Below are 22,526 nucleotides of genomic sequence, written 5' to 3' on the forward strand. Positions count from 1 at the left end.
GTGAAAAGCGCGGACTTGCAAAATGTTACCTATGGGCATCTCAAGGTTCTCCAACAGGGCAGCACACTTATTGCATCACGTCGTGATAGGCTTTCTCGCTAACGATAATCGTAGGATTTTCGGGGTCGTAATAAATGACCAGCCTGGTTCCTTTCTTTTTTCTGGACAAAGACGCCCCCAGCTCACGGCCGGAAACTTCGGCCGTTACCAGCTGCTGTGTTTTTCCCTCTTTGAATTGAAGCGTGTAAATCAGGTCAGATCCTTTACCAATGCGGCCGTTAGATGCGTAGCTAACGATCTGTGCATTTGATTTTACATAGTTTTGATACCGCTCTTTTGTTGCTGCTTGCTGTTGGGCATAATCGCTGTTGGGCCCGTAGAGCCAAAACAGCGCGCCGCCAAATAGGCCAAACGTCACAATGATAAAGGCAATCTTTGCGCTCTTACTTTGCATCTTTTCTTTTTTATCGGTGAATACTTACGTTATCTAAATATTAGTTGTTTCGATCATAAATGATCGTTCCGCTGAATATCAGTTTTCTGTTGGATACCTTCTGGTAGTCGTCGGTAACAAATACCAATGTCTCATCAGAAAGGTTTTTTTCGTCCGGAAAAGCTGCATAATTACGAGGCTCTTCTCCGCTCAGCCTGATATCATCGTTGCTGATCCTTAGTTTCATCTTGATTAACGCTTCGCCTTGACAAACTCCGTCAGCATGAATGCTCATGAGGTTGTCCTTTCCTTTGGTGATGATGACAGAGTTGTTGCAAATACCAGCATAACCTGCTACCGCAACCCGCTTACCATTCATCGATTGATCTTTGTGCAGTTCTTCAATTGGTCCGGCGGTAAGCAGGGTGCCCCGAGGGGTCGGATCTCCTTTGTGTGTACAGCTTATTCCTGATGCGATAATAGCAAATAGCAGGGCCCAGAGTGAAGCGTTCATTTTGTTCATATTTGTCTTTTTATGAATTGGACGGAACAGTTCCATAATGATTCAGATGCGGATAGCTTTCAACCAGCCTCTTTTTAAAGTAGCGACCCATCAACCCGAATTGGGCTTGTGTGTCCAGCATCCCTTTTCCGGTAGCCATTCGGCAATCGGGCGTCCGGCGCACTTCCGGGTAGTAAAGAAGGTTGACGGGCTTGTCGTCAATCGTTATTTGTAATTTACAGGGATGCTGCTGCAGCACATCCGACATATGCCTGATCTTTTCAGTTTTGGTGATGGCTGCTGGTTGTGCGTTGAGCAGGCGGTACCGATCAAATATCAGGTGATCTTTAGGTGTTCCTTCTTCAAAAAAGAGATAGTGCAACTCGTCTTTGCTCAGCACCAAATAAGCTACATGATCCGCTTCGGTATATTTAGCTTTGACGCCCACGGCAGCCCAGGCAATCGTCTTTAATGCCGTTGCCGCTGCTGAAGCAACCTGGTTGCTGAGGGATGGAAGGTAGGCACACTCTGTGAAGGCGTCTACAGGCGCGTTATGCATTTGTTGTTTTATACTGCTGAAATGGCTCTCCAAAAGCCGCTCCTGAATGTCCGGAGCCTGTAATAATGCCTCTTCTCCCGCATATTTTTGAGAAGCTTTCTTCAGTCCCTGCATTTTATAAATAATGAAGGCGAAGGCTGCTCCGAAAATGACCAGGGGAATAATAACTGTTAACGACATAATATTGGTTTTGAGTGTAGTAATTTATAAGCGCTTAGATGCAATGGGCTTGTCCTGATCGTCATCGTCTTTGCTCCAAAGCAGCACTATTGCACCTGCGAGACCAAGCACAAGCGTAATGATGGCTGCAGTCCATTTGCCCAAAAGACCAACCATAAAAGAAGCAATGAGCAGTACAAACCCGTACTTCCTGCCGTTAAGATCATCAAACTGGTACATCGTGTAGGATAGGTATCCGAATAGGGCCAATACAGCGACTGCGGAGCCTGTTTTGGAAAGAGTTTTCATGACTGTTATTGTATTTAACTATTTACAGATCTTTTATAGATGAGAAGGACCTTGAATGAAATCAGTGGCGGCTGTCGCATAACTTTAACAGCGGGCCTTGCCCTTTGCTTTAATTTTCTATCATTTTCAGATTGCCCTCCTTGTCGGTTTTAAACTCCGGCTCGTAATAGCTTGTTTCTATATGACGACCGGTAAACCTCGTAGCGCCGCTTTTCGCGGTCACCTGTATTTTAAAAAAGTGTTCTACATATCCCTCTTTTCTCGCACTTAACGTGTAATCTCCAAGCCCTGCATATTCATAATCGGCGGGTATCATATGGATCGCTTCGCTGATATACGCAGGTACTTTGGAAAAGTCGTATTGCTTGTAAGGAAGGGCGTTTATTTCTCCTAAATACAGTTCATGTTGCTGTTTGACTTTCAGCTCAGGTGTAAGGTTGATGGTCATTTTTTCAATGCCTTTTTTTTCACCGTTTTCTGGCATTCTTATGAGCATGGTTATCACTTTTTCGCTGAAGCCATCGCTGTTAGACACTAGAAGATCGATGGATTGTACCGGGTCCTGTGCTTTGATGTTCTTGTCTATTTCTTTTTTCATCTCCGTGATCTTCCCGGGATCCGTCAGGTTATAGTTGTCTGTTGCTCCGAACAGGCTACAGCTTTGGAATACGACTACTGCGGCGAATGCGTAAAAGGCAGTTTTAATTGTGGTCATTTCGGGTTTTTTAGAGTGGTATGTTTTGATATTTTTTGCTGTTCTACGTTTTAGTTGTATGAATGATTAAGTGATTGTATCGTGGATGCAGTCTTGCCTCACGCTGTGCATCGTATCGGCAACTCCGGTAGGGATCTTTATTCAGTGATGTAAACACAACCACGGTTCGAAACTACTGTTTGCGATGATTCTGTGTAAGCCAAATCAACTTTTGCGGGCTTTCATCCGTTATTTGCCGGTCCTTTAAAAATTTTCGGTCAGGGAGCTTGATCGTATGGAGGCCGGCCTGCTAATAGATGCGGTCAATGAAATTGGTGATACAATGTCGGCGCCGGTCAGACACCGGGATCATCTCGCCATTCTTCATTTCTATCTGTCCGTCTCTAAAATACTTTTTCAAATAGTTGACGTTGATCAGGTAAGATTGATGGCAGCGAATGAAGCTGTCTTTAGGCAGCAGGGCTTCATATTCTTTCAGGACTTTGCTGACCATGATTTTACTCTTGTCTCTCAGATAGAAAGTGGTGTATCCTTTATCGCTCTGACAATACATGATATCGTCTACCGGCACGATCTGTATAAATTCAAATCCTCTTAAAGCGATTCTTCTGGGTTTCAGCCCCTTTTCATAAAGGTTGGCAGCGATCTTTATTTGTTGCTTTTCGAAATGATGCGTCTGAACTTTATGGTAGCAGCGCTCGATCGTTTCGTTAAATAAAAGAGGCTCCACTGGCTTCAGCAGATAAGCAAATGCTCCCATGTTGAGCGCATCTATGGCGTATTCGTCAAAAGCGGTAATAAAGATCAGATGTGCCTCGGTCTCGATCTGGTTGAATAGCCTGAAGCTGTTGCCATCTTTCAATTGCACATCTGCCAGTATCAGGTCCGGATCGAGCTGGGGAATTTCTGTACTGGCCCGCATTATGTTGTCGGAGTATCCCACCACATTTAAGTAAGAGATCGGAGCAATCAATGACAGGATATACTTTAAAATATGGATCTCGTCTTCAAGAAGGTACACTTTCATATGTTGGGTCGTGTTTTGGTGATTGTCGGATTCCCTCACAATTATTCAGTTAATGTTAAACTCATAGCATGAGCCAGGAGTTTAAAATTCCAAAAGTGGAATATAAATGGTCACGGTAAAGCCCTTGCCTTTTTCCTGCTCCTTATTTCTCGTTTCAAACCATGCCTGTTTGGTATCGGCGTTGAAAAGAAGATCTAACCGTTCCTGTGTGATCACACGGGACAACGACCGTTTTCCTTCAACAGGCTGCAAAGGAGCTGGTGCGCCCGAACCGTTATCATCAATAATTATCTGAAGTTTGTTGGATTGTCTAGCAAAAGTGAGCTGCAGCTGACCGGGGTAGGTGATGTTTCTGAAGCCGTGTTCTATCGCGTTTTCTACAAAGGGCTGTACTAACATCGGTGGAATCGCGATCTGGGTGGTGTCCAGATCATTATAATTAATGCTATAATCAAACACTCCGTTCAGACGCATTTGTAGTAATTGGATATAATTTTCAAGCGATGCTATTTCTTCATGGAGCGGTATCATGTCTTCCCGGTTAAGTTCAAGCACTTCGCGCATTAATTTTGAAAACGAAATCAGGTAGGCATGGGCTTCCTTCTTTTGCCCGCTTTCGATCAGCCCTTGCAGGTTCGTGATGGCATTGTATATAAAGTGAGGATTTAACTGCATCTGTCTTACTTTTTGCTCCAGCAACAGGCGCTTGTTTTCTGCCTTCAATTGGTCATTTTTATTGCTCAGGTCCTTGCGCCGGTAAGCGTTGTAAAAAAACAGTAGGATGGCAATCAGCAGCAGCAGCGCCGAGACAATGATCCAGCGTTGTTTTGAAATAATTTTTTCGTCATGGCTGTTGGTGGTTTGCAGGGTCCTGATAACATCGTCTTTTTTTGCCGTCTCATATCGGGTATGAATGGCTTCTATTTCTTTTTTCTGTATAGCTTTTGCGTTACGCACCCTTATCCTGGAAAGAGAATCAAGTGCTGCATAAGCATTGGGGTAATCACCCTTAAGCAGATAGGCTTCCTGCAATCCTCCGTAAACACTGATAAGATTTGCTTTCGGGTCATCTTCCTCCGCTAGTTTGATCGCTTCCTGATAATAAGCGATTGCCGAATCGGTCTGTTTATTTTTCAGAAAAACGGAGGCAAAATTATTCAGATAAAATACGTTTATCAATTGTGTGCGTCGTGCATACTCGTAAAAGAGCCGATTACTTTTGACGGCGGCAGCGTAATTTCCGCTAATTGCCTGCAACTGGGCTTCGTGCTCATAGGTGCGCATCAGTGCAAGACTGTCGCTGAGTTTTTGTGCCAAGAACCTGCTACTGTCCAGGTACTTTTTCATCGCATGGCGATCCCCCATCCGTTCTGCCAGAAGAAAGGAAATATCGTAATGCCGCTGGAGAATGAAGTCGTTATTTCTGAAGGGATGATACGCCTGAGACTGCTGCGCGTACTGACTGGCTTTTGTATTATCCTTGTTGATGAAATAGGTTTTGGCCAGCAGATCGTAAAACCGGTAGGTAAAAGGGCAGTAGTGTTGTTCAGCGGTTGTCAGGGCATGGAGGATACGGCTTACGAGTTTCGACGGCGTGATACTGGTGTTGCTGACCGAATGTTGCAGTAGTTCGTACTCTTTTAACATGCCCCATTCGGTGTATTCCGCTGCCGGAGGTATTTGTTTGAAGAAGAGCAGTGCGCTGTCGGGTATCTGCTTTAGTTGATATCGGTACCCCTTGAAATAGTAATAGCTCGGCGCAGTGGTATGGCCGTTTTCCAAAATAGCAATAATAGAATCTGTCCGATCCTTGCGTTGCCTGACGCTGAGCGTATCCATGGAGAGCACCTGCTGTATCATACTTTTATTGGAAAGCACCTTTTCAGAAAGATCCTCAGGTACAGGGTTATAGCAAGTGCTGAGTCCTGCAAGAGCAAACAGTGAGAGGCAAATGGGCCTGAGTGTTGAGGTCATTGTAGTTCTGGTTGCTGAAGCAGCAAAAATAGGGACAATGACTAATAATGCATGATAATATTTTGTTATCTGTCTGTCATTTGAAATGATAGCCGATGCTGTTGATTTATTAGCTTTAACAATATGGGTTGGAAGCGATCCTGTTGGATGATCAGTATTCTTTCAAATAAACATGACGGGCTTCCCACCCGTCATGTTATCAGCGCTCGCGTTTAATGAATATTGAATCTCATGCCTACATAGATCATGCGTCCCACGACAGGCCCCCAGATCATAGATCCGTCAAAGTATTGACTGAACGGATTCTGTGCATCAATGATCCTGTTTTCCTGTACGTAGTTGGTAAGATTTTCACCACCAACATATACTTCCCACTGGTCATTGAAGGTCTTGCTCACCTGCGCCGCCATTTGGAAATAGGAGGGCGAATAAGCCGGCATGCGCAAGTCCGCCGGATTGCCTGCTGTGCCCGGGATACGTTTCCTGCTTAGCCATTGTGTGGTGTAATCGAACTTCCATTTGTTGCCGGTTTCGTACGCAAGATTGATAAAGGCCCGGTGCTTGGCTGTAAAGGGTTTTTCCAGCAATCCCTCCTGGTAAGTGGTCTTGACATCGAGCCAGCGGTAAGCCATTCTAAGATCCAGTTTTTTGATCAGTTCATAATTCAATTCTGCCTGCAGACTGTTGGCATACGACTTCCCGGTAAGATTGTAAAAGCGGATTGCTTGCGGGCTGGCATCCAGGTCTGTTACTGTTTGATTGGTAAACTGTGTGCGATAGGCATCAAAAGCAATAGATCCCTTGTGATGATTCAAGGTGAAGTTGTGAATAAAGTTCAGACCGTAGTTCCAGGCTTTCTCCGGGTTCAGGCCATAACCATACGGTGATGATGGGTCCACAATCTCGTAGCGACGGGAACTGACAAACACGCCAACGTTTTCAGCAAAAATATTGCTCACGCGAAACCCGGAACCGCCGGACAAGCGCAGATTGGTCTTGGGTGAAAAGTCATATTTTAAATGAACCCTTGGCGTAGTGATAAGCCCGTACAGGTTATGATAGTCCGCGCGGATACCTCCCAGCGCAGTGAACTTCTCAGAAGGAGTGTACGTATACTCAAAGAAGGCGCCGGGCACGATCTCGGACCGTTTGAACAGGCGCTCGTTAAAATGCTCTCTATAGTTTTCGTTAGAGAAGCTGGCACCTGTTTTAAACTGGTGATTGGTATTGCCGATAATCGATTGATAGATCAGGTTTCCATAAAAAGTATGCTGTGTTCCGTCATAATTGGACAGGCCATAATAGGCGTTGTTGCTATACTTTCCGGCTGATAAAATAAGGCCAAGGCTTTTGTATTTATGCCCGGGAAATATATAGCCGATCTTACTCGTAAAGCTGTATTGCTGCGCATCGATACCCACGCCGTAAGCATTAGTGGTGCCGATATCCGCGTTGCGGTTAAACCGGACCTGGCCCGCATACCGTTTATCGTTCATCGCTTTTATGGCCAGTTGAACGATCCAGCCGTTATTATCAAAATATTTCCAGCGGTTGATCAGGTTCCATTGCGAGCCTGTGGGGAGGTCTAAGAATCCGTCCTTGTTATCATCCACTTTACGGCTGCTGTAATTACCATGTGCGAGTAACGCTGTGCTCCATTTTTCATTCAGCCGGTGGGCCGTGTTGATATTGGCTTCCAGGCGGCCCATGGTATTCGCGTAAGTGTTAACAAACAGCTTTTCTGAATTGTCGGGCTTTTTTTCTTCGATATTGATCTGCCCCGCAATTCCTTCATATCCGTTGACCACCGAACCCACGCCTTTGGTCAGCTGGATCCCTTCCAGCCAGGGGCCGGGTACATAGGTCATGCCGTAGTGCCCCGCCAGTCCGCGGATCTCAGGCGTGTTTTCTGTCAGCAATTGCGTATAATTACCCGAGAGGCCAAGCAGCTGGATCTGCTTCACGCCTGTTACTGCATCGCTGTAACTAACATCCACAGAAGGGCTGGTTTCGAAACTTTCGGACAGATTGCAGCAAGCCGCTTTTGTCAGTTCTGCAGAGGTAAGATTGAGCTTATTCAAAATGCTCAGCGATGACACGTAGGAAGACCTGGATCGCGACGTAACCACCACTTCGTCCAGGTTCCCGGAGGTAGACCGTTTCAGAACGATGGAAAGCATCTGGCCTTCGGTCACGGAGATTGTGTCGGAAGTAAATCCGGTGAAGCTGACTACGATTTCCGTAGGGGTATCTCCGTCCATGGCAAAGATGCCGGCACTGTCCGTAGCAACCTGCTGGTCTGTTTTTATATTTTTGACAGTGGCATAGGGAAGGGGTATTAATTTACCTTTTGTATTTTCTTCCAGCACCACACCCATGATCGACAACAAAGTTGTTGCATCACCAGGCCCGCCGGACCGGTTGTAGCGGCAGCAGGCGGGGAGTTTGCTGTAATCCGCATCGGTGGCTGTAAACCCTTCGTTGTCGTGGCCAGCTTTTGCAAGTGCCTGCTGCACTTTTTGTGCAGTGGTCTTTAAGCTGTCATAAGTGAGGGTGAGCGTTTGCGAAGATGCTTCCCATGTAGCGGTTTGCGCCAGCTGATCCAGCGCGACGGTTTCTATACGGTGCTTGCACATTTCGCAGGTGCCGCTTACTTTAAAGGTTCCGGTAGTTAATTTTTTTTGCGCAAAGGCGGTTTGTGTTGCCAACATTGCGCATGCAATCAGTATAAATTTAAAATTCATTAGACAGGATTTTGTAAAAAGAATCGGCCGCCACAATAGCTTGCGGCCATTGAGTCAAACATTGCATTCTTTTTATCTAAATCCTGAAAACGCTATATAAAACCGAACGGTTTTTGAGAATCGGAGGGGAGGTATTGGCGCTTTCAAATAATAATTCACGCGAATAAAGCAGCGCCGGTTCAATCAGGTAGAGATCAGGTGTGGTGATCGCAGGCTGAGCGGCAAGTTGCAGATTAACAATATCGAAGCCATTGTTCCGCTGGTTTTCGGAAACCTTTAATTGGAGCGACTTGTCTTTACAGCAGTCTTTACTTTTTTGCGGCATCTTGCAATCCGCATGATGCTGCTGCACTTTCAGCGATACGCTTTTGAGCTTGCCACAGCAGTAGGCCAGGTTCACGTTGATTCCAAACGACGTGAAACTATACAGTCCTAAGAGAAATAATATGGTCAGTTTTTTGCGCAATGCTGTGGCTTTCCTCGTTCTTAAACAATAAAAAAAGCGATTGGTTCAAACAGATGTTAATTTCGCGTCCTATTTTCTTTAATAGGAGGTGTTTAAACTTATTTTAAAACATATAGAAACATAGTTTTTTGCGTAGTATAAGACAATAGTAGCGTCACAATGGCTTTTATCGGAGATGAAAACAATGATTTACTAATGCTATTCGTGTGTAACCGATCATATCTATGTAACTATGTGGTTATAATCTAAAAAGTTTAAACAAGTTCATTTGTTCAACTTTTGATAATTTAAAAATAATTGATAATTCTTAATTATCAAATTTCAACGGGTGCATCACATTTTTTTCTTTTTATGTGATTTTTTACCGCAAAATGCGCAAAGATTTGTTCGCAAAGCACACAGCGTAGGATAAAAATGTGATGCACCCGTCGGGCACGCTGCCTGTATTGGCCCGAAAATAATGCTTACTTTTAGGCCCATCATTTAGCCGGACACTGTTATGAACGTACGTTTAAAAAAAGAAGATCAGATACGCATTTTGTGCTCAGAAGATATCTTTGGCATCATGCGTCAGATACTGATGCGCGAGAGCAAGATTGACCGCAACCGCGAGCATTTGTGGACGGTGAGCCTCGACAACGCCCACCGCATCCTCAACATTGAGCTGATAAGCATGGGCTCTATCAACAAGACCATTGCCGAGCCTATGGAGGTCTTTAGCGTGGCTTTGCAAAAACGTGCGGTAAAGATATTATTGGTACACAACCACCCCGGCGGCATCTTGAAGCCCAGCCATGCCGACCTTGATGTTACCGACAGGCTGATACAAACGGGCAGGATCGTGAACGTACCGGTGCTCGACCACATCATTATCAGCGAAAGCGAGTTTTTTAGTTTCCAGGACAACGGCGTAATGAGGGAGCTGGAGCAGAGCCTCAAATATGTACCCCCATACGAGATTAAGCAGCGATACGAAAAGCAGGCAAAAGAACTGGGAAGCGAAGAAGGTAGAAAGAAGGAACGTAAAGAAATCGCCCGCACGATGAAGAAGAAAGGTGTTGAAGTGGATTTGATAATGGAGTTTACGGGATTGAGCAAGGCGGTAATCGGGAGGCTGAAAGTAGATTAGCCCCGCAAGCTGTTTTTGTGCTTTCTTCTTTTTCATGTTCCTGGCTTCAATTTCATTTCGGGGAAACCACTCATGATGACGATGCTGTCTTTTTACACAAAAAAACGTATCAATGATCTTTATCATTATTGACACAACCTTTCAACTTTCCACCTCTCTTATTCTATCCCTTCGTTCACAATAGCCGGATGACACTGACAGCAGGCAGCTTTGATACTTTGACACGTTCCGGACGTGTCCGGCGGGGATCCGAACCTATCCGGCGGGGTTGCGCACTGATCCATACCATTGTTATCATCATTCGTAGCGGTTGCCGGCCTATTTGAAGCGGTTCTATACCTATATCGAGAGGTACTAAGCCACTCGCTACCGGTTATTTCACCCCGAAATATACGTTCCGGACGTGTCCGGCGCGGTTCCGAACCTATCCGGCGGGGTTGCGCACTGATCCGTACCATTGTTATCATCATTCGTAGCGGTTGCCGACCTGTCTGAAGCGGTTCTATACCTATATCGAGAGGTACTAAGCCACTCGCTACCGGTTATTTCACCCCGAAATATACGTTCCGGACGTGTCCGGCGCGGTTCCGAACCTATCCGGCGGGGTTGCGCACTGATCCGTACCATTGTTATCATCATTCGCAGCGGTTACCGACCTGTCTGAAGCGGTTCTACACCTCTATCGCGCGGTACTAAGCCGCTCGCTACCGGTTGTTCCACCCCGAAATATACGTTCCGGACGTGTCCGGCGCGGTTGCGAACCTATCCGGCGCGGTTGCGCACTGATCCGATGATTTGATTGGTGCTTGCGTATAGAAACGGTCAGACGGAGACCGTCAGACCGGGCGAGGATATTATTTTGAAATGTGCTGCTGAAAAATATTCAAAAGGTTAAACAACTTCTATCTCTGTGGTAAAAGAATATAATAAATCTAAAATGTTACAGGTCTTTTTAGACGGCCTTCAGTTCCTTCTCTGCGTTTTTGTACAGATTTCCCTTTTTCTTTTCGTACCACCACCTGGGAGCTGTTTTCTTCATGAGCGTGTCGATATTGCGCATACCAAACAGGTTCCAGGCGCCATGTAGCTTGCCGCCCAGGCTGCTTTGCAAGGCGCGCAGGCTCATCGCAAACCCCGCGTCGATATATTCCATGTGATGCCAGTAACCGGCGGGCATGAACAGGGTGTCGCCATGCTCCATCACTACCTCATATCCCCGGGCCAGTCTCACGGCGGGGAAATTGTCGTAATCAAAATGCTCGTTGTAGTTTGCATAATTCGCCAGGCTCAGCACTTCCCAGGGTTTCCTGTACAGCTTATGCTGTTCGCTGTAAGGAAATAGCAACACACGTTTGCGGCCCACGAACTGGGTATGTAAAATATGACTCAGATCGATGTCAAAGTGCATGTGCGTGATGGCGCCCTGGCCGCCCACGAACAACATGGGAAACCTCTTTACAAAGCCTTTCATGAGATGATCAGGCCAGGTGAAATCATTAACGATCTGCGGTGCATGTTGAAATATATTGAAAAGAAAAATCCGCAGGTCTACCGGCCCTTGTTTAACCATTTGCAGGTATTCGCCAAACTTCATGTAAGCGTCGGCCGTATTGATTGGCGTGTAAGAGTCGCTCTTGACATTATTATAAACACCCACTTCTTTTTCGCCCACGATGTCGATAAAATAGTCCCAATTCCATTTTTCGTAGGCGGGCCACTGCTTCGCGAGTCCTTTAATGATCAGCGGTTTGCCGGCGTTGTAATAGTTGGCTTTGAATTCCCCGGGAGCAATTGTCTCAACCGTGTCAACGGGTTTTAAATTCATTATTCTTACTTTAAACTAATGTGCAAAATTAAGTAACAAAACATTACAGCCAGCAAATCTGGCTGGCGGGGCCGGGGCGGAGGCCTGAGTTTTTATGCCACGGATACACAGATAAATACCATTTGTTTGACAGCAGCGTCAAAACCCAAATACACCAGGACGCCTGAATTCTGTATGGGTGGCTTTCTCAACGCGCCTGACAGTCCCCGGTCTGACGCGTATTAAATCTCTTCCTGTAATGTGACGTAATCCGCCTGGAACAGATTTCAATCTTAAGCTGTTCATAGCATTGATCGTAGTCTATGGGGCTACACCGAAGAGTAGCGGGCCGTTTCAAGGCCTTATATCAAAGCTGTTCCAGTTCCTTTGCTCTCAGTATATACTTTCCAATCACGTCGAATTCAATGTTGACGGTATCTCCCGGCTGGATGAACCTGATATTGGTGTGTTGATAGGTGTAGGGGATAATGGCCACTCTGAACCGGTTACGCGTTACGTCAAAGACTGTCAGACTGATGCCGTTAATACATGCCGAGCCTTTTTCTATCACCAGTGGTGCAAACTGTTCGTCGAATTCCCACTCGTACTCCCAGCTTCCGTTCTTTTCCTGCACCGCCAGGCAGGTCGCTACGCCATCCACATGTCCCTGTACGATATGCCCGTCGAGCCTTCCGTTCAGGATCATGCAGCGCTCGAGGTTGATTACCTGGTCCTGCCGGAGTGTACCCAGGTTGGTCTTCGAAAGGGTTTCGTTAATAGCGGTGACCGAGTGCACATTTCCGGCCACCGTTTCCACGGTCAGGCAAACGCCGTTATGGCTGACGCTCTGATCCACTTTCAGCTTGGGGCTGATGACACTTTCGATCCAGAAGGTTTTATTGCTCCCGTTCGATTCGATCTTTCTGACGATTCCCGTTGCTTCGATAATACCTGTAAACATGTTGCTAATTTGCACCCTATAACATTCTCACCAAAATATTTGTTTGTAAAAAACAATTTCCTATCTTTGCAGCCTCAAAAAAATTACCAAAGGAGGTATATACATTATGTTAATTATTGATTCTAAAGACTGCGAAAACATCGACAAAGCGCTGAAAAAGTACAAGAAGAAATTTGAGAAATCTAAAGTTCTTTTGGAATTGCGTGAGCGTCAGGCTTTTACAAAACCATCGGTTAGGCGCCGTGGCGAAGTATTGAAAGCTATCTACAAGCAGCAGATCGCCAGCGGTAAAATCGAATTATAAATTACAAGAGATTTTAAATAAATTGCAGTCCTACAGTCATGTGGGACTTTTTTTATGTCTGAACTATTAGCGGCCGATATTACCCCATTTATCAATTACCTCAAATTTGAGAAACGTTTTTCGCAACACACCATTATTGCATACGAAGGCGATTTAAGGGACTTCGCCATTTACCTGATAAAAGTATTTGGCGAAATGCAGCTGGAAGAAATTACCTACCCACAGATCAGAAGCTGGTTAGCTGAACTCAAAGAAAACAAGCTGACCTCTAAAAGTATCAACCGCAAAATATCGACGCTTAAATCCTTCTTCAAGTTCCAGATGAAGACAGGCCGGATCACCCGTAACCCCACTGCTAAAATTGTGTCACCGAAAGTCAGCAAGCGGCTGCCGGTGTTTCTGAAAGAAGCAGATATGAAGGCGGTGCAAGGCGCTTTAACATCCGGGTCAGAAGACTGGAAGTCGCTGAATGCTAAAATGCTGGTCACCCTTTTTTATGCGACGGGCATGAGGCTGAGCGAGCTGATCCAGTTAAAAGAAGGCCAACTGGATTTCAGCAGGAGACAGGTCAAGATCCTGGGAAAGGGCAATAAAGAGCGCAGCATCCCGCTGAGTGCGGAGGCAATAACTTCCGTCAAGGATTATATGCAGCTGAAGCGCAAAGAGTTTGAGACGCTTCCGGAGGAGCTGCTGGTCACCCCAAAAGGTAAAAAACTGTATCCTAAATATGCTTACCTGTTGATTAAAGAATTTCTTACGGGCGTGACAACGCTTGATAAGCGAAGTCCTCACGTGCTGCGGCACACGTTTGCTACCCATTTGATGAACAATGGCGCTGACCTGAATGCCCTGAAAGAGCTTCTCGGCCATGCCAGCCTGGCTGCTACCCAGGTGTATACACATAATACAATCGATAAGCTCAAAGAGGTCTATAAAAATGCCCATCCCAGGGCCTGATTTTTAATGACAAAACTTTAGCAATATTTTTTTGAGAATGGGTTATGTTTTTATTAATTTTAATGAAAACCTAAGCTCTTTGAAAAACTTTTCGATTATTCACTCTTTAAATATATGAACTATGAATGTGAACATTCAAACGGTTAATTTTGATGCCGATCAAAAGTTGATTGACTTTATTGGTCGTAAAATGGAGAAGTTGAATACATTTCATGATCGCATCATTGAGTCGGATGTATTTTTGAAATTGGACAATGTGGTACACCATATCAAGGACAAAATTGTAGAGATCAAAGTGCATGTGCCGCGCCACAGTTTTTTTGTCAAATCCACGAGTAAGTCCTTTGAAGAGTCGTTTGACAGCGCCTTCGATTCCCTCGTCAACCAGGTAAAACGGCGAAAAGAAAAAATGATTGCTTAAATAAAATACTGAATGCCCCGCGAACTGCGGGGCATTTTTTTTGCTTTTTGCTTACTGGAAACGTCAAAAATGAGCGGACCAAAACAACAGAAAAACAGCCAGAAAACAGGAAAGCCTGCAGGCCGGATGGCAACTGTTTTTTCGCCAGGGGATAAGCGACTGAAAATCCATTATTTTTTTTTCAAAAATATTGTTTGGGTATTTTGAGGTTTGGAAAAATCCCCCTACTTTTGCCTTCCAATTTTTGGAGGTGCTTTTTGCTGTATTACTACAATACATTGAAACACCGAAAATTCAGTTCTTTTTAAGAATAAGCCGAAGTAGCTCAGTTGGTAGAGCAGCTGATTTGTAATCAGCAGGTCGTGGGTTCGACTCCCTTCTTCGGCTCTGTTAAGTGAACAAGTTGATTCGCTGACAGGTTAATGAGGTATAATTCCTTATCAACTTGAAAACCTTTCAATTTTGAAACTTAAAATGGGTAGATGGCCGAGTGGTTAAAGGCGACAGACTGTAAATCTGTTCTCTTCGGAGTACGGAGGTTCGAATCCTTCTCTGCCCACAGTTCTTTGAATTTCAAATGTGATTCATTTCAGATTTGAAATTAATCAGCGGGAGTAGCTCATTTGGTAGAGCGGTAGCCTTCCAAGCTTCAGGTGGCCGGTTCGAGCCCGGTCTCCCGCTCTGTGTAGATGACAGGAATGAGATGGCAGATGACGGATTTTAAGCTGTCAACCAACAACGGTCAACTGTCAACTTTTTTTAAGGCAAGCCGTTGTAGCTCAGTGGTAGAGCACTTCCTTGGTAAGGAAGAGGTCGTGAGTTCAATTCTCATCAACGGCTCTAGAGTATAGGTTGAGAAAATCGAAGGTTGAAGATGTTGGACAAGATGGAAACATCTTGACAGCTGATCAGCCATTAATTGTTCAGCCTCGCAGAACAGCACAAATGTGCGACGCCCGCCGGAATCGGAAACCGGGCTTCACCGTAGCACTGCTACATGGCGCATAAATTATAAAAAACAACTTTAAAAACAGATAACAATGTCAAAAGAGACCTTTAAGAGGGAGAAACCCCACGTAAACATTGGTACCATTGGCCACGTTGACCATGGTAAGACTACGTTGACTGCCGCAATCACTGAAATCCTTTCTAAGAAAGGTCTTGCGACAGCGAAAAAATACGACGATATTGATGGTGCACCTGAAGAAAAAGAAAGGGGTATCACAATTAATACTGCTCACGTAGAATATCAAACTGATACGCGTCACTACGCGCACGTTGACTGTCCTGGTCACGCTGACTACGTAAAAAATATGATTACCGGTGCTGCTCAGATGGACGGTGCCATCCTGGTAGTTGCTGCTACTGATGGTCCCATGCCTCAAACTAAAGAGCACATCCTTTTGGCTGCACAGGTAGGTGTACCTAAAATGGTAGTATTCTTAAACAAAGTTGACCTGGTTGACGATCCTGAACTTTTAGACTTAGTTGAAATGGAAGTTCGCGATGAGTTAAGCAAGCGTGGCTTTGACGGTGACAACACTCCAATCATCAAAGGTTCTGCAACTGGTGCATTAGCTGGTGATGAAAAATGGGTAAGTGCTATCACTGAACTGATGGATGCTGTTGACAGCTACATTCCACTTCCTCCACGTCCAATCGATCTTCCGTTCCTGATGTCTGTAGAGGACGTATTCTCTATCACAGGTCGCGGTACAGTGGCTACCGGTCGTATCGAAAGAGGTAAAATCAAAACTGGTGAGCCAGTTGAGATCGTAGGTCTGATGGAAAAACCATTGACTTCTACAGTTACAGGTGTGGAAATGTTCCGTAAGATCCTGGACGAAGGTGAAGCCGGAGATAACGCAGGTTTACTGTTGCGCGGTATTGAGAAAACTCAGATCCGTCGCGGTATGGTAATCTGTAAGCCAGGTTCTATCACTCCTCACACTGAATTCAAAGCTGAAGTATACGTACTGAGCAAAGACGAAGGTGGACGTCACACTCCATTCTTCCAGAAATACCGTCCTCAGTTCTACTTCCGTACTACTGACGTAACCGGAGAGTGTTCTTTACCAGAAGGAACAGAAATGATCATGCCTGGTGATAACACTACCCTGACTGTTAAGCTGATCACTCCGATCGCGATGGAGAAAGGTTTGAAATTCGCGATTCGTGAAGGTGGCCGTACAGTAGGTGCCGGTCAGGTTACTGAGATCATTAAATAAGTCTATAGTTCATGGTCAATGGTCCATGGCTATAATCAGATAGTCAAGAGTCATTGGTCAACGGTCTATGTTTCTATGGACTATTGACTAATGACTATTGTCTTTTTTCTACGGGCATAGTTCAATGGTAGAATAGCGGTCTCCAAAACCGTTGATCAGGGTTCGAATCCTTGTGCCCGTGCATTTGTTAGGTTGAAAAGTTTACAAGTTTGAATGTTGAATCCGATGTACTTGTTAACCTGTCAATTTTTGAACATACCAACTATACTACAATGAATAAGTTCGGCAATTATTTAAGAGATAGCTACAAAGAGTTAGCTGAAAAAGTAACCTGGCCCGATTGGGCACAGTTACAGCAATCGACTATGATTGTGCTGGTTGCTACTATCATTATCACGCTTATTGTATGGTTGATGGACTTCTTAGCTGGTGGTGGCCTTAACTTCTTGTACAAAATTTTATACAGCTAGAAATGGTAGACAATAACGTAGAAAATAAAGCTGCTGAAGCACCCCAACAAGATACCAAATGGTATGTATTGAGGGTGGTGAGCGGCAAAGAGCGTAAGGTAAAAGAGTATCTGGACAAAGAGATTTCCCGCAGCCCGTTTGAAAAAGTGGTGAAGCAGGTGTTTCTGCCCGTAGAGAAAGTGTACAAGGTACAGAACGGCAAGAAAGTAATGCGCGAAAGGAACTATTATCCCGGGTACGTGATGATTGAAGTGCAGGACGGTAAGATGAGCGACGATTTGAGAGACCTGGTGGTGGGCACTAACAGCGTGATCCATTTCTTAGGAAAAGACAATCCTATTTCTTTACGTAAGGCTGAGGTCAACAAGATGCTGGGTCGTATGGATGAAATGAACGAATCGGGTGGTGTAAGCATGGTAGAGCCTTATATTGTGGGAGAAACGATCAAGATTGTAGAAGGTCCTTTCAATGATTTCAATGGTATCATCGAAGAGGTGAATGATGAGAAAAAGAAGCTGAAAGTGATCGTAAAAATATTCGGACGTTCAACCCCGGTAGAACTCAACTACATGCAGGTAGAAAAGATCATCTAATTTATTTAAAATCAGTATATTTAAAAGCCATCTCATTTTGAGATGGCTTTTTTGTTTTTAAACGTTTGAGCATTATTTAATTTCTTTTCTATTGATATACAGCTATTTATCTCTATTAGGCTTTTTTTATGACTTACAGGACAACTCAATTGGCATAATTTTTTGTCTATAGAGGGATAGTAAATCATTCCGTGCAAACGGTTAATAAGTAAAAATTAAAGGGATGAAACATTTTAAATTCTTATCCATCACAGCAATCCTGGTAACCTATTTAGTAGCATGTACCAGCAGGAAAAAAGACGATAATGCAAGTAATGTTCAAATGCAGGATACGTTAGGTCTTGCAGAATATCAGAAATGGAAAATGGAGAGTGAGATCCGCGAGCAAATAGCGGCAGAGGAAGAAATTAAGGAAAAGGCGGAAGCAGAAGCTGCTCCTGCAAGAAGGTCTTCTTCCAGCTCCAGGTCGTCCAGCTCCAGAAGCAGCGACAATACAACCTATAGCAGCGGTAACTCTGGTTCCGGAACTGCTTCTGAGCCAGCTCCCGCACCGGTTCCGGAACGGAAAAGAATGAGCCATACCGCTAAGGGTGCGATCGTAGGTGCTGCGTCAGGTGCGGTGATCGGGGCCGTGGCTAATAAGAAAAACCGTCTTGGTGGTGGTGTAGTGGGCGGTGTGATCGGTGCTGCCACAGGCGCCGGTGTCGGAGCCGTAGTGGATAAAAAAGAACGCCAGAGAACAGGTTATTAATAACGTTTTAATCAATCTCCATAATTATCAAACCGGTCAATAGATCATTGACCAACCAAACTTACAACATGAAAAGAATCTTAATGATCGCCTCAGTGGCCGCGGTAGCAATGGCATGTAACAATGCTTCAACAGGCACTGAAACCAACGACTCTTTAACAGTCAACGCCGATACGATCCCGGCAGCTCCGGCAACACCGGATTATGCTGAAGGAGACGTGATCAAGAAAGACGGGCAACTGGTAGTGTACACGAATGGTGCGTGGGTGCCCGTTGACAAGGATATCGTACTTGACAACGGAGTAGTCGTAAAGACCAATGGCGAAGTGGTCGATGAGAAAGGGAATAAGATCGTTCTCGAAGAAGGAGAAAGGGTAACCAAGGCAGGTATCTTTTTTGACAGAGCGGGTGTAGCTGTTGAGAATGCATGGGATGCCACCAAGAGAGGTGTAAGCAGCGCCGCTGAGGCTACAGGCAACGCGGTAGAGCGCGGTTATGACGCCACAAAAAGAGGCGTAGAAAAGGCAGCCGACGCGACTAAAGATGCCGCTCAGGATGTAGGCCAGGCCGTAAAGAAAGGCGCACAGAAAGTAGGCGACAAGGCCAGGGAAGTGAAAGAAGATATCGAGAACTAAAAAAGATTTTTTGGTTATGTTTTGATAAAGGTGAGGCTTTGCGCTCACCTTTTTTTATTGGCCCGTCTTTCGAAATTCCTTCAGGCTGTCGCTGATATATGTGATGATTTCTCCGCGATCGCGCCTTCTCAGGAATTCATAGGACGGCCGGTAGCGGTTCATGAACTGCTGCAGGTCATTGCCCTGCAGCTTAGTGACCGAGCTTACCCAGGCTGGTGAAAATACGTAATCAATATAGGCTTGTTCTTCCTGCGCTTCCAGCCTCTGCCTTAAGCGCTTTCGCTCTTTCCGCTCTTTTGAAAATATGCTCGAAGGACTTAATACAACACCAACGCCGGCCTGCGGCGTATTACCCCCAATGATGCGGGCTTGTTTTTCGTAAGCATACGCATATTCCTGTCTTCTTCTGATCGAATCACGCCGGTACTCGGAGAGAACCGTTACTCCTGCCAGGAAGGCCGCCTCTTCGATCAATGCTGCATCATATCCCGAGATAAAAAACTGGGATTGCACTTTGACCGTGTCACTGATAAAACCGGTGTGGGAGTAGACCAGCTGATCATCGACCTGCGCCCGGATAGCATAGTATCCATACTGATCGGCTACCACGGATGTTTTTTTTGTCGTATTGGTCACCGTAGCATTGGCAATAAAAGACAGGGTATCGTAAGTGAAGTTATTAATCCGCCCTTTCACCTCCTGTGTCTGAGCATTGACTGAACCGGCGAACAGCGATAGTATTATCGCAAAGTAATAGGAGTATTTCATTCTTATTTTTTTTAGTCAGCAGCCTGGCCGCTCGTCGTTTCGAACAGAACAGTGAACGGATCCCCTGTTGCAAATACTTGCGGGAGACATTTTCAGTGAATCTTTTTCGAATCGCTGGTTGCTCAGATTAGTTTTTAAATATAAATATAATTGATGTGCCTGAAGTGTTGCGCCCCCGTTCGAAAATTGTTTTCTAAAGATACTGCTTATTCCTCTGTTCTGTTGGAAAAGCTATAGAGCAGATAAAACAGTGAGGGCAGTATAAACACGCTGCCGGCGAGTAAAGCCACTCCGAGAGACCGGATGGTCTTGTCACCCCCATGCTGATCCAGCAAAGAAAGGCCTTCCATGTTTTTCAGGTTAACCAGCACCGGATAATGTTCATAGGTAATAGCGATCAGCAATAAAGTAACCTGGCCTGCCGCAATGACGCGCAGCAAGCTGGTCGATTGTTTTGTCAGTGTTGCCCACATCCAGATCAGGGAAGCAATGGCCAGGATGACGCAGGCCAGGCTGACCGGGTTGCCAAAAAGCCAGTGTGCTAAAGGGATACGCTCATACATTGCTGCGGCAAATACCAGTACTGCGGCGATCAGCGCTGCAACGCTCATGTGCAACGCTTTCGTAGCGAAGCGCTTTTTGTCTTCATCAGATTTGGTTTCGCCCATGATAAAAACCGCGGCCAGAAAGCCGCAGATGATCACGGTGAAAATGCCTACGGCCAACGGAAAGGGAGAGAGCCAGGTGAAGATATAAGCATCCAGGAAATTATCCGCTTTCGGATCGATCCTTCCCGACACGGCGCTTCCGGCTATAATGCCCAGGAAAAGCGGCGTAATCACGCTGGAATACATAAAGGTCTTGGAGTATACCACCTGCATCTTGTCTTTCACCGCGTCATAATTTCTAAACGTAAAAGCAGTTCCCCGTGCAATAATTCCCAGCAGCATCATAGTAAGCGGGATGTGCAGATAAACGGACATCGTGGAATAGATCAGTGGAAAACCTACAAATAAAATCACGATCGCAATGATCAGCCACATGTGGTTAGCTTCCCAGATCGGTCCGATCGCCCGGTACATTACACGCCTGGTGCGATCTTTACTTTTAGGAGTGGAAAGAAATTCCAGGACCCCGGCTCCGAAGTCAGCTCCCCCCATGAGGACGTATAATAATACGGAGGCCCACAAGTATGCCATTACAACGTAGATCACAGGCAATTTAATTTTCAGTGTTTAATACTCTTTGTTCGGGCAGGTCATACAAGGCGCCTACCATTTTCACCTGGCGATACAGCAGCACCATTACAATGACACTGAGAGATACATATACCGCAGTAAAAATATAAAACGAATAAACGATGCCGGGCATCGGCGTTACCGCATCGGCCGTGCGCATAAAGCCATACATGATCCACGGCTGCCGCCCGACCTCTGTGACCATCCATCCCGCTTCCACTGCGATGAAACCTGCAGGAATAGCGGCTACAAACAGTTTCAGCAACCATCGTTTATCGAGCCAGCCTTTTCGTTTCCATAAAATGAAAAAATACAAGAGGGCAAGGATCATCATTGCCACGCCTAAGATGACCATTACCTGGAACGAATAATGCACAATGGCCACGGGCGGCCGCTCATTTTTAGGGATCTGGTCCAGACCTTTTACTTCTGAAGTGAAGTCGCCATGGGCCAGAAAGCTGAGTGCACCAGGGATACGGAGGGCGTATGATACGGTCTCTGTTTCCTCATCGGGGATGCCGCCGAGGATCAGCGGCGCTTTTGTTTCTGTTTTAAAATGCGCTTCCATAGCCGCTAATTTGGCGGGCTGTCGCCGGGCAACATCCTTGGCGGAAAAATCACCGCTTAGCGGTTGCAGGATGGCACTCACAGCGGCAAAGATGGCTGCGATCCTGAAAGCCCTGACATGAAAAGCCACGTTTTTACCTTTTAAGATCATCAGGGCATGCACACCTGCTACGGCAAAACCCGTGGCTACGGTGGCGGCGAGGATCATGTGTATCGATTGAGACAACCAGGCATCATTGAACATAGCTGCAATAGGGTCCGCATTCACGTAACGGCCATCTACGTAATCAAACCCCGTTGGGCTGTTCATCCAGGCATTAGCGGCTACTACGAGTATGCCGGATGCCAGACCACTAACGCCAACAATAACACCTGTAATCCAGTGAAACCATTTATTGAACCGGTTCCAGCCATAGAGGTAAAACCCGAGTGCGATCGCTTCAATGAAAAATGCGGTCCCTTCCAATGAGAAAGGCATGCCGAATATGGGACCTGCATGTTTCATGAACTCAGGCCACAACAGGCCTAATTCAAACGACAATACGGTTCCGGACACCGCGCCGGTGGCGAAGAAGATGGCCACGCCGCGGCTCCAGGCTTTGGTGACGTTTCGATATGTGATATCACCGGTCTTTAGCCATTTATAGTGAGACACTGCCATGAAAAACGGCATGATCATTCCGATACATGCAAAGATGATGTGAAAGCCAAGGGAAAGCGCCATTTGCGACCGGGCCGCTAAAAAATCATCCATAAGTGTATGGATTTAGGAGTGAGTTGATAATTGGGTGCAAAGGTACGACAGATCTGTT

The 22,526-nt window shown here is 45.6% G+C and carries 23 protein-coding genes and 5 tRNA genes; 14 read left to right on the forward strand and 14 right to left on the reverse strand.

Features of this window, described 5'->3' with window-relative positions:
- Positions 1 to 67: 67 nt before the first annotated feature.
- The 9 genes from ACU37H_RS16510 to ACU37H_RS16550 all read right to left on the reverse strand — a co-directional run bounded on the left by ACU37H_RS16510 (position 68) and on the right by ACU37H_RS16550 (position 8,888).
- Positions 68 to 454 (reverse strand): hypothetical protein, encoded by a 387-nt coding sequence (locus tag ACU37H_RS16510; protein ID WP_472705042.1) that lies wholly within the window; start codon positions 452 to 454, stop codon positions 68 to 70.
- 40 nt (positions 455 to 494) lie between these two features.
- On the reverse strand, positions 495 to 956 hold the full coding sequence (locus tag ACU37H_RS16515; protein ID WP_472705040.1) for a hypothetical protein: 462 nt from the start codon (positions 954 to 956) through the stop codon (positions 495 to 497).
- Between the two features lie 10 nt (positions 957 to 966).
- A complete protein-coding gene (locus tag ACU37H_RS16520; protein WP_472705038.1) occupies positions 967 to 1,674 on the reverse strand; it encodes a hypothetical protein in 708 nt (235 codons plus the stop codon).
- A 24-nt stretch (positions 1,675 to 1,698) separates the two neighbouring features.
- Positions 1,699 to 1,962, reverse strand: a complete 264-nt coding sequence (locus ACU37H_RS16525) for a hypothetical protein (RefSeq protein ID WP_472705036.1) — start codon at positions 1,960 to 1,962, stop codon at positions 1,699 to 1,701.
- Between the two features lie 109 nt (positions 1,963 to 2,071).
- On the reverse strand, positions 2,072 to 2,677 hold the full coding sequence (locus tag ACU37H_RS16530; RefSeq protein WP_472705034.1) for a hypothetical protein: 606 nt from the start codon (positions 2,675 to 2,677) through the stop codon (positions 2,072 to 2,074).
- A gap of 289 nt (positions 2,678 to 2,966) precedes the next feature.
- On the reverse strand, positions 2,967 to 3,704 hold the full coding sequence (locus ACU37H_RS16535; protein ID WP_472705032.1) for a LytR/AlgR family response regulator transcription factor: 738 nt from the start codon (positions 3,702 to 3,704) through the stop codon (positions 2,967 to 2,969).
- 81 nt (positions 3,705 to 3,785) lie between these two features.
- Positions 3,786 to 5,678, reverse strand: a complete 1,893-nt coding sequence (locus ACU37H_RS16540; RefSeq protein WP_472705030.1) for a tetratricopeptide repeat-containing sensor histidine kinase — start codon at positions 5,676 to 5,678, stop codon at positions 3,786 to 3,788.
- Positions 5,679 to 5,890: 212 nt separating this feature from the next.
- Positions 5,891 to 8,422 carry a TonB-dependent receptor domain-containing protein gene (locus ACU37H_RS16545; protein ID WP_472705028.1) on the reverse strand — a complete coding sequence of 844 codons (2,532 nt, stop codon included), beginning with the start codon at positions 8,420 to 8,422 and terminating at the stop codon, positions 5,891 to 5,893.
- 76 nt (positions 8,423 to 8,498) lie between these two features.
- Positions 8,499 to 8,888: an HYC_CC_PP family protein gene (locus tag ACU37H_RS16550; protein ID WP_472705026.1), complete on the reverse strand. Its 390-nt coding sequence runs from the start codon at positions 8,886 to 8,888 to the stop codon at positions 8,499 to 8,501.
- Positions 8,889 to 9,387: 499 nt separating this feature from the next.
- On the opposite strand from ACU37H_RS16550, the gene ACU37H_RS16555 reads away from it, so the two are divergent.
- On the forward strand, positions 9,388 to 10,017 hold the full coding sequence (locus tag ACU37H_RS16555) for a JAB domain-containing protein (protein ID WP_472705024.1): 630 nt from the start codon (positions 9,388 to 9,390) through the stop codon (positions 10,015 to 10,017).
- 952 nt (positions 10,018 to 10,969) lie between these two features.
- Here ACU37H_RS16555 and ACU37H_RS16560 read toward each other — a convergent pair.
- Complete coding sequence (locus ACU37H_RS16560; RefSeq protein WP_472705014.1) at positions 10,970 to 11,842, reverse strand: cupin-like domain-containing protein; 873 nt, start codon at positions 11,840 to 11,842, stop codon at positions 10,970 to 10,972.
- Between the two features lie 346 nt (positions 11,843 to 12,188).
- The gene (locus ACU37H_RS16565) at positions 12,189 to 12,782 is read right to left on the reverse strand and encodes a riboflavin synthase (RefSeq protein ID WP_472705012.1); all 594 of its coding nucleotides are present in this window, start codon (positions 12,780 to 12,782) and stop codon (positions 12,189 to 12,191) included.
- A 106-nt stretch (positions 12,783 to 12,888) separates the two neighbouring features.
- Here ACU37H_RS16565 and rpsU point away from each other — a divergent pair, with 106 nt between their 5' ends.
- From rpsU to ACU37H_RS16630, 13 genes are all read left to right on the forward strand, one after another.
- Complete coding sequence (gene rpsU, locus ACU37H_RS16570; RefSeq protein ID WP_472705011.1) at positions 12,889 to 13,086, forward strand: 30S ribosomal protein S21; 198 nt, start codon at positions 12,889 to 12,891, stop codon at positions 13,084 to 13,086.
- 54 nt (positions 13,087 to 13,140) lie between these two features.
- A complete protein-coding gene (locus ACU37H_RS16575; protein ID WP_472705010.1) occupies positions 13,141 to 14,043 on the forward strand; it encodes a tyrosine-type recombinase/integrase in 903 nt (300 codons plus the stop codon).
- Positions 14,044 to 14,164: 121 nt separating this feature from the next.
- A complete protein-coding gene (locus tag ACU37H_RS16580; protein WP_472705008.1) occupies positions 14,165 to 14,464 on the forward strand; it encodes an HPF/RaiA family ribosome-associated protein in 300 nt (99 codons plus the stop codon).
- A gap of 314 nt (positions 14,465 to 14,778) precedes the next feature.
- Positions 14,779 to 14,851, forward strand: a tRNA-Thr gene (locus tag ACU37H_RS16585).
- An 89-nt stretch (positions 14,852 to 14,940) separates the two neighbouring features.
- A tRNA-Tyr gene (locus tag ACU37H_RS16590) sits at positions 14,941 to 15,023 on the forward strand.
- A 49-nt stretch (positions 15,024 to 15,072) separates the two neighbouring features.
- A tRNA-Gly gene (locus ACU37H_RS16595) sits at positions 15,073 to 15,145 on the forward strand.
- An 87-nt stretch (positions 15,146 to 15,232) separates the two neighbouring features.
- Positions 15,233 to 15,304 (forward strand) — tRNA-Thr (locus tag ACU37H_RS16600).
- Positions 15,305 to 15,504: 200 nt separating this feature from the next.
- On the forward strand, positions 15,505 to 16,692 hold the full coding sequence (gene tuf / locus ACU37H_RS16605) for an elongation factor Tu (protein WP_472705006.1): 1,188 nt from the start codon (positions 15,505 to 15,507) through the stop codon (positions 16,690 to 16,692).
- Positions 16,693 to 16,802: 110 nt separating this feature from the next.
- A tRNA-Trp gene (locus tag ACU37H_RS16610) sits at positions 16,803 to 16,873 on the forward strand.
- Positions 16,874 to 16,964: 91 nt separating this feature from the next.
- A complete protein-coding gene (secE, locus tag ACU37H_RS16615) occupies positions 16,965 to 17,162 on the forward strand; it encodes a preprotein translocase subunit SecE (RefSeq protein ID WP_472705004.1) in 198 nt (65 codons plus the stop codon).
- Between the two features lie 2 nt (positions 17,163 to 17,164).
- Positions 17,165 to 17,755: a transcription termination/antitermination protein NusG gene (gene nusG, locus ACU37H_RS16620; RefSeq protein WP_472705002.1), complete on the forward strand. Its 591-nt coding sequence runs from the start codon at positions 17,165 to 17,167 to the stop codon at positions 17,753 to 17,755.
- A 223-nt stretch (positions 17,756 to 17,978) separates the two neighbouring features.
- Positions 17,979 to 18,506: a glycine zipper family protein gene (locus ACU37H_RS16625; RefSeq protein ID WP_472705000.1), complete on the forward strand. Its 528-nt coding sequence runs from the start codon at positions 17,979 to 17,981 to the stop codon at positions 18,504 to 18,506.
- A gap of 68 nt (positions 18,507 to 18,574) precedes the next feature.
- Positions 18,575 to 19,141, forward strand: a complete 567-nt coding sequence (locus ACU37H_RS16630) for a DUF6799 domain-containing protein (protein ID WP_472704998.1) — start codon at positions 18,575 to 18,577, stop codon at positions 19,139 to 19,141.
- A gap of 54 nt (positions 19,142 to 19,195) precedes the next feature.
- Here the strand turns inward: ACU37H_RS16630 and ACU37H_RS16635 are convergent, their stop codons facing one another.
- From ACU37H_RS16635 to ACU37H_RS16645, 3 genes are all read right to left on the reverse strand, one after another.
- Positions 19,196 to 19,909 (reverse strand): hypothetical protein, encoded by a 714-nt coding sequence (locus ACU37H_RS16635; protein WP_472704996.1) that lies wholly within the window; start codon positions 19,907 to 19,909, stop codon positions 19,196 to 19,198.
- A 206-nt stretch (positions 19,910 to 20,115) separates the two neighbouring features.
- Positions 20,116 to 21,123 (reverse strand): cytochrome d ubiquinol oxidase subunit II, encoded by a 1,008-nt coding sequence (locus ACU37H_RS16640; RefSeq protein WP_472704994.1) that lies wholly within the window; start codon positions 21,121 to 21,123, stop codon positions 20,116 to 20,118.
- 7 nt (positions 21,124 to 21,130) lie between these two features.
- Positions 21,131 to 22,468 (reverse strand): cytochrome ubiquinol oxidase subunit I, encoded by a 1,338-nt coding sequence (locus ACU37H_RS16645; RefSeq protein ID WP_472704992.1) that lies wholly within the window; start codon positions 22,466 to 22,468, stop codon positions 21,131 to 21,133.
- Positions 22,469 to 22,526: the final 58 nt, after the last annotated feature.

Source organism: Niabella sp. ZPM-14, from assembly GCF_055693045.2.

Bases quoted from the DNA above. Each gene is read 5' to 3' on its own strand.
- ACU37H_RS16545 (WP_472705028.1), bottom strand. From the start codon at position 8,422: ATGAATTTTAAATTTATACTGATTGCATGCGCAATGTTGGCAACACAA.
- ACU37H_RS16515 (WP_472705040.1), bottom strand. From the start codon at position 956: ATGAACAAAATGAACGCTTCACTCTGGGCCCTGCTATTTGCTATTATC.
- ACU37H_RS16525 (WP_472705036.1), bottom strand. From the start codon at position 1,962: ATGAAAACTCTTTCCAAAACAGGCTCCGCAGTCGCTGTATTGGCCCTA.
- ACU37H_RS16580 (WP_472705008.1), top strand. From the start codon at position 14,165: ATGAATGTGAACATTCAAACGGTTAATTTTGATGCCGATCAAAAGTTG.
- ACU37H_RS16535 (WP_472705032.1), bottom strand. From the start codon at position 3,704: ATGAAAGTGTACCTTCTTGAAGACGAGATCCATATTTTAAAGTATATC.
- ACU37H_RS16625 (WP_472705000.1), top strand. From the start codon at position 17,979: ATGAAACATTTTAAATTCTTATCCATCACAGCAATCCTGGTAACCTAT.
- ACU37H_RS16575 (WP_472705010.1), top strand. From the start codon at position 13,141: ATGTCTGAACTATTAGCGGCCGATATTACCCCATTTATCAATTACCTC.
- ACU37H_RS16560 (WP_472705014.1), bottom strand. From the start codon at position 11,842: ATGAATTTAAAACCCGTTGACACGGTTGAGACAATTGCTCCCGGGGAA.
- secE (WP_472705004.1), top strand. From the start codon at position 16,965: ATGAATAAGTTCGGCAATTATTTAAGAGATAGCTACAAAGAGTTAGCT.
- ACU37H_RS16540 (WP_472705030.1), bottom strand. From the start codon at position 5,678: ATGACCTCAACACTCAGGCCCATTTGCCTCTCACTGTTTGCTCTTGCA.
- ACU37H_RS16645 (WP_472704992.1), bottom strand. From the start codon at position 22,468: ATGGATGATTTTTTAGCGGCCCGGTCGCAAATGGCGCTTTCCCTTGGC.
- ACU37H_RS16630 (WP_472704998.1), top strand. From the start codon at position 18,575: ATGAAAAGAATCTTAATGATCGCCTCAGTGGCCGCGGTAGCAATGGCA.
- ACU37H_RS16530 (WP_472705034.1), bottom strand. From the start codon at position 2,677: ATGACCACAATTAAAACTGCCTTTTACGCATTCGCCGCAGTAGTCGTA.
- ACU37H_RS16510 (WP_472705042.1), bottom strand. From the start codon at position 454: ATGCAAAGTAAGAGCGCAAAGATTGCCTTTATCATTGTGACGTTTGGC.
- ACU37H_RS16635 (WP_472704996.1), bottom strand. From the start codon at position 19,909: ATGAAATACTCCTATTACTTTGCGATAATACTATCGCTGTTCGCCGGT.
- ACU37H_RS16555 (WP_472705024.1), top strand. From the start codon at position 9,388: ATGAACGTACGTTTAAAAAAAGAAGATCAGATACGCATTTTGTGCTCA.
- nusG (WP_472705002.1), top strand. From the start codon at position 17,165: ATGGTAGACAATAACGTAGAAAATAAAGCTGCTGAAGCACCCCAACAA.
- tuf (WP_472705006.1), top strand. From the start codon at position 15,505: ATGTCAAAAGAGACCTTTAAGAGGGAGAAACCCCACGTAAACATTGGT.
- ACU37H_RS16520 (WP_472705038.1), bottom strand. From the start codon at position 1,674: ATGTCGTTAACAGTTATTATTCCCCTGGTCATTTTCGGAGCAGCCTTC.
- rpsU (WP_472705011.1), top strand. From the start codon at position 12,889: ATGTTAATTATTGATTCTAAAGACTGCGAAAACATCGACAAAGCGCTG.
- ACU37H_RS16565 (WP_472705012.1), bottom strand. From the start codon at position 12,782: ATGTTTACAGGTATTATCGAAGCAACGGGAATCGTCAGAAAGATCGAA.